The organism is Candidatus Hakubella thermalkaliphila, assembly GCF_013281975.1.
Taxonomy (GTDB): domain Bacteria; phylum Actinomycetota; class Humimicrobiia; order Hakubellales; family Hakubellaceae; genus Hakubella; species Hakubella thermalkaliphila.
This window is the reverse complement of the sequence record NZ_BLRZ01000109.1, coordinates 1-5,656: the sequence shown is the minus strand read 5'-3', so window position 1 is coordinate 5,656 and position 5,656 is coordinate 1. Positions and strand designations below refer to the sequence as shown.

General features: G+C 48.3%; 4 protein-coding genes. All 4 read right to left on the bottom strand.

The window, feature by feature from the left end; all coding sequences use genetic code 11:
• Positions 1 to 270: 270 nt before the first annotated feature.
• A complete protein-coding gene (locus HW443_RS09055; RefSeq protein WP_176236915.1) occupies positions 271 to 2,361 on the bottom strand; it encodes an alpha-amylase family glycosyl hydrolase in 2,091 nt (696 codons plus the stop codon).
• The gene (locus HW443_RS13395; protein WP_258188971.1) at positions 2,348 to 2,479 is read right to left on the bottom strand and encodes a hypothetical protein; all 132 of its coding nucleotides are present in this window, start codon (positions 2,477 to 2,479) and stop codon (positions 2,348 to 2,350) included. Before HW443_RS13395 ends, HW443_RS09055 begins: the two co-directional genes overlap by 14 nt.
• Positions 2,480 to 2,725: 246 nt before the next feature.
• Positions 2,726 to 3,244, bottom strand: a complete 519-nt coding sequence (locus tag HW443_RS09050; RefSeq protein ID WP_176226505.1) for a polysaccharide deacetylase family protein — start codon at positions 3,242 to 3,244, stop codon at positions 2,726 to 2,728.
• A 240-nt stretch (positions 3,245 to 3,484) separates the two neighbouring features.
• On the bottom strand, positions 3,485 to 5,656 hold a 2,172-nt coding region (locus tag HW443_RS09045), incomplete at its 5' end, for a TIM-barrel domain-containing protein (protein WP_219857237.1).

Here is a 5,656-nt window from a genome sequence, read left to right as displayed (position 1 = left end):
ACGTACCTCATCTACCAAAACTCGGAAGAAATCCACATTGTGTTCATAAAAATAGGGCTCTTCTCCAATCTCACACAGTTTAGCCACCTACTTAAGCGAAACGGGTGGTGCACCTCTGATAGGCTTCAGCCCACTGAAGCTCTTCTACCTTGACCCCACAGCAGGGACAGAGCACCACCCGGCGCTTGGCTGACCACAAGGTAGGTGGCCAACTCAAAGACCGAAAGGTCCCGCAGCCTCCTTATTCGGATATCTGGATCATGTTAACAGCTATCGTCGCGCCTGTACCACAACGGTACCCACTCCATCGGCAGGTGTAGTTACCACATGGTTTGCGCCCGTTTCCCATATACCAGTGCCACCAAGCGTGCTTCTGATATGCTTGAACTCAATAGTCCTACTTGCAGGAACCGAGGCCATAGTAAACCAAGCTGGCCAATCGGGGCATAGCATCGGCCCTACCGCAATTGAACTTCTATCGCTCCAGTTGCTCAGCTCCGGAACACTGCCGGTCAAAAACAGATGTTGTCCAGCTACTGTTGCCAATGTCATCCCTATAGTGTTTTCGACTCTAAATACAACTGGAACCTGCCTTTCACTTAGTATCCCGAATGCCACTCTGTTGCTATGAGTTCCTGCTGCCGTTGTTATAAATACATCAACATTCCTTGTGTTCAAAGCTGCCGTTATTCCGGCTGGAACTGAGAATTCAACAAAATCATCAGACCAACTATTGACAGTTGCCACCCAGCTGACAGTACCATTAGTTAACGTAACCCGGCCGGCAGCGGTACCGAAGCCTCTCCCAGCGATTCTTACCCTGTTCCCAGCCCTGCCGATGGTCGGATCAATGCTACCCAGCCACGGCGCGTTGGGTGTAGAATTGAAATGCCATACTGCAACTGAAGTAGCAGGCAAACTCATCGAAGCTATCCTTCCACCCGATACAGATATTGAGGTTCCTCCCATCAATCCACCCAGGTGGTCGGCGTAAGTCCCATTTGGAAGTGCCGTCGGTACATTGGAAGCCGTAGTAGCAACGCCCCTATTTATGGCCACCAAAACAACATCGTTAAAGAAGCGTCTCTCAAATACATACACATCATCAGTAAGATGCCGGGTGGTAGTTAGCCCGTACCTTAACGCCTCATTCGTCTGCCTCAATCCTGCAAGGCTTCTTATCAATCTGAAAGCAGCAGTAGTGGTGTCCCAACTGGCCATCATGGGGCGATTGAACGGATCGCCGCCAACCTGACCTGCCTCGTTTACACCATCGTTATGCAGATATTGCTCGTTGCCATAATATATCAGTGGTATACCTGGCGCAGTAAGTATAAAAGCCAAGGCTTGACGGAAGGCAACTCTGTCATTGCGTATGGAAAGAAATCTCGGTTTGTCATGAGAATCAACAAAATTCACCAGTTTTTGATTCCAGTTGAAGTCGGTAGCTTGTCTTGTCACGGCTGCTTCCAGATTTCTCATGGTCTGCGTTCTATGAGCAAAAACATCTCTAATTACATAAGCCAACGGTATATTCAAGGCATGCATACCATCGTTGTTATCAAAATGCGTAAGATCCCAGTACATTTCATCACCAAACCGTTGATACCATTCATGCATTATAAACACATTTCTTCTGGCATAGGTAAAGTCGGCCAGTGTTTTAAGCCATCCTTGATCCATGTGTTTTGAGGCATCAATTCTTATTCCTGAGATCCCGCGGTCCAAATAGAGCCCGAGCGAATCCTTAAGATACCTATCTACCCAGTTGTTATGCTGATTGAGATCTGCCAAGTCAAAGAGCTCCCTGTACCTTATTTCCCATCTGTTATTCCAGTTAGCCACACCACCGTTATGCCTGAATATATTTTCCTGGCTCTTGGTCACAGTATTAAGACTCGCACGGGTAGCATCCTGCCTATGATCGGTCACAAATACCCCATTATCGAACAACACTCCGAATTCTCCTGTTCCCCTGGGGCTGGTATGATTGGGAGCAAAATCCTTGATTATACCTATACCTCTTGCGCTAGCTGAGTTAATCAGGTTGCTGTATACTATCCAGTGTCCAACTGTCGAGTCTCCAAAGCGCTCTTCAATTCTCTTGAAGTCCCTCGCCCAGAATCCGTGGTAACCCGTCTGGTTGATGTGTGCAAACACATTTATGTTGTCCACCACAGGCGAAAGCCATATACCACGTATTCCCATATCCTGGAGATAAGCCAGCCTTCTTTCCACACCCTGCAGGTCGCCGCCCCAATAAGCCCTCCAGTTTGTCCTAGTTGAATCAAACAAGTTTGGGCTTTCTGGTGGGTTATTATTTGCAGTGTTGGCATCATCAAACCTGTCAACCATGATCATGTAAATAACCCGCCCCCTGAGGGTCTCTGAGCGCAAGCGCCGTACCGGCCCGACCAAGAACAAGAAGCAGGGCCACCAGCACAGCCAGGAAACTTTTCCGTCCTAACCATCTTTTCATGCTTTCCCCCTCTCTGAGTATTTGCACTTTGTTAATGCAGGATTTGCCTGCATTACGGGAATTTGGGGCCTCCATCTGTCCCCCTACTCTCTGCCAAAAAGGCAGGGTCCTACTACCACCTCTCTATATCCCACCACCTCCTTGCTCTTCTAGATCCAGCCTTTCGTTGCAAAACTTAGTTCTGAGCCAGCCGAGGAAATATTCTTGGGTGCCCGTCAGGAGAGCACTGAGGCAATGTGTCAACCTTCATTCCCGCGCCTCTTCTTTTTTCTCCTGGGAGTGGGGGCGAAGATAGGCCTGGGCTTTGCGTCTGGCCTTCCCCGAGCGTTGCCACTCCCAGACAGTGCTCATAATCTCATGGTAGAGTTCCTGAGCCTCCTCTTTTACAGACTGGTGAGAGACATTAAGAGCCAGAATGGCATCCCTCAATTGTCTGGCTCCAGTTTCAATCATGTCTGTGCTCCAGGAGGGTCGGCAACTGGCCCACCAGTACTGGCAGCAATGCAGGCCCGCATCGGTCAAGGCCCGAGCCCTTTCATAACCAGAATCCTCCCTGGAAGTCTCAGAGATAGTCTCAGTAAGACAAGCATTTATATTGAGGGTTATTTTGGCTGTAGGAAACTGTTCTAAAATGGCCACCAATCTGGCATAAGATTCAGAGGTGACCTGATCCAGAATCTCTTTAGTTTGGGTCAGAGGCTGGTAAATAGGGAGAAAGTAGCCAGATTCATCTACCTGGCTCCTATTCTCACCACCTGGATGCATTATAAGACCTGTGCGCCCTACAACATCCTACAAAGGTGCTACAAAGCAGCTCCCAGAGATAAGTTATATCGACCACCCGGTCTATTTAGAGATTATAACAGTTCCTCCCTTTTGTCAAGAACATCGTAACCGCCAGGAAGTCGGGGTCGGTCCAGGCCAGGTTGAACCAGATCTGTAAACTGCTGCAGAAGATAACTGCACTGGAGACATGAGCTAGACAACTGAAAGATATGCTGCTACTCAAAGTACCCTAATTCTTGCCCCACCTTCTGCCTTGGTCTTCACATAAAGCTGAGCAGAGGGGTCCCACCACCACCCTTGCTGACTACTCTCCAGAGCAGAATAACTGGAACAAGAAGCTATTCTTTCTCCATTTATCTCTACCATTGTGGGACAACTTATCTTATTAAATTTTAGAAGGTAGGTTCGGGGGGAGGTAGTGATCTCAAACATCAGCTCCCTTTGGCTACCCTGGCAACGAAAGGTAGTAGTTTCATCATCATCGTACAAGGTAAACTCAGAAAGCCCATGAGGGTAGATGTCCAGGGTGATGGGATCAAAGGGCTTTTCCCCCACGTAGCTCATCTCCGGTCCCATGGGAATGATGGCCCCAGCCTTCACAAAGAGGGGAATTTTGTCTATTGGTGCCTCATAATATATTGTTCCCGGTCCCTCGTATTCATTGCCATTCCAGTAGTCTATCCACCTCCCTGGCGGAAGATAGAGGTATCTTTTATCCGACTCATCGAAGATGGGGGCCACAAGAAGTTCCTGACCAAGCATATATTGCAGGTCTTTGTCGTAAGTATTAGGATCATCTTGGTACTCTAAAACCATGGCCCGCATCAACGGTAATCCAGTCTTGCTGGCTACGTGAGCGTACGAATAGAGATAAGGTATGAGCCTATATCTCAGTTTGGCGTAGAACCTAAATATACTTAGGGCCTCCTCTCCGTACTCCCAGGGTTCCCTAGGAGTAATGCCATGACAGCGGGCATGAGAACTCAAAAGCCCAAACTGGGCCCATCGAATGTAGAGCTTAGGACTGGGTCTAGGCCCTGCGAAACCCCCAATGTCATGGCTCCAAAAGGGAATTCCCGAGAGACCCAAGCTCAGCCCTCCCCTGAGTGTACAGGCCAGGCTAGGAAAATCAGTTTGTGGATCACCTCCCCAGTGGACAGGATATTTTTGTGAGCCAGCCCAGGCCGAACGGCTCCAGACGAGACCTCTCCCAGTGACCTCCTCTGTTACCTCAAAGACTGCCCTATTGTAGAGGAGAGGATAGAGGTTATGCATTTCCTTCCCCCTCATGCCATTATAGAAATGGGCGTCCTCTGGAATCTCCTCTCCAAAGTCTGTTTTGAAGACTTTCACTCCCATCCTCAAAAGGGGGTGGTGTTTGTCTTTATACCAGTTCACCGCTTCGGGATTAGAGAAGTCGACAATTCCATTGGGTGGAGCAGAAGGCAGATCCTTGGACAAATCCATAAACTCCTCTTCTGGGGACATGGCTGCTGGCAGTCCCGAATATATCTCATAAACAGAGCCATCTTCTTTGGTGGCAAAATACCCTTTGTCTTCTCCTTCTTTAAACATCTCGCTCGCCACGGACACGTAGGGGTGTTCCCAAAGACAGAGCTTGAAACCCTTCTCTTCCATCCTGGAGAGCATGTCTTCAGGACTAGGAAAACGTGTCTCATCCCACGTGAAATCGCAAAGCATGCGGTCTCGCATCCAATACACGTCCGGATTTATTACGTCACATGGAATATCGCATCTTCTAAGATTATCACAGACGGTTTCTACCATGTCTCTGGACCTATAATAAAACCTTGACATCCAAAGCCCAAAGGACCACTTGGGGGGCACCGGAGCCTTGCCAGTGATTTCAGTATACTGACCCAAGATCTCCTTAAAGCTAGGACCGTAGAGGAGATAGTAGTCGAGCTTACGATCTTCTACTTCGATTGTATAGGAGACATTGGACAGATCCCCCATATGGTATGTGACCCTACCACAGGAGTTGATAAACACCCCATAGCCTCTCGTGCTCATGAAAAAGGGCACGTTCTTATATGATTTTTCGGTTCCTACACCCAAAGCGTCTACGTTCCAGGCAATTATCTTTTGGCCTCTCTTGTCCAAAGTTGTGAATTTCTCTCCAAATCCATAGAAGCGCTCGTCAGGGGCAACACGAAAGGACCCGACCACTCTCTCAATTCCTGTCTCATCTTTGTAATAGCTTAATGTCTTTATTTTCAGCTTCTGCTGCACATCGAGATCAGAGTGGCTCTCACCACACACGAGATGCCCCATCGAATTGTAAATAAGAAATTCCCAAGGGCCCTTTGTAATCTTCACAACACGTCTGCTTGTCTTGTTTTTCACTTGCCGTTCATTTTCTTTTACTTC

Excerpts from the sequence above, each read along its gene's own strand:
- HW443_RS09050 (WP_176226505.1), bottom strand. The coding sequence starts at position 3,244 with ATGCATCCAGGTGGTGAGAATAGGAGCCAGGTAGATGAATCTGGCTAC.
- HW443_RS09055 (WP_176236915.1), bottom strand. The coding sequence starts at position 2,361 with ATGATCATGGTTGACAGGTTTGATGATGCCAACACTGCAAATAATAAC.
- HW443_RS13395 (WP_258188971.1), bottom strand. The coding sequence starts at position 2,479 with ATGAAAAGATGGTTAGGACGGAAAAGTTTCCTGGCTGTGCTGGTGGCC.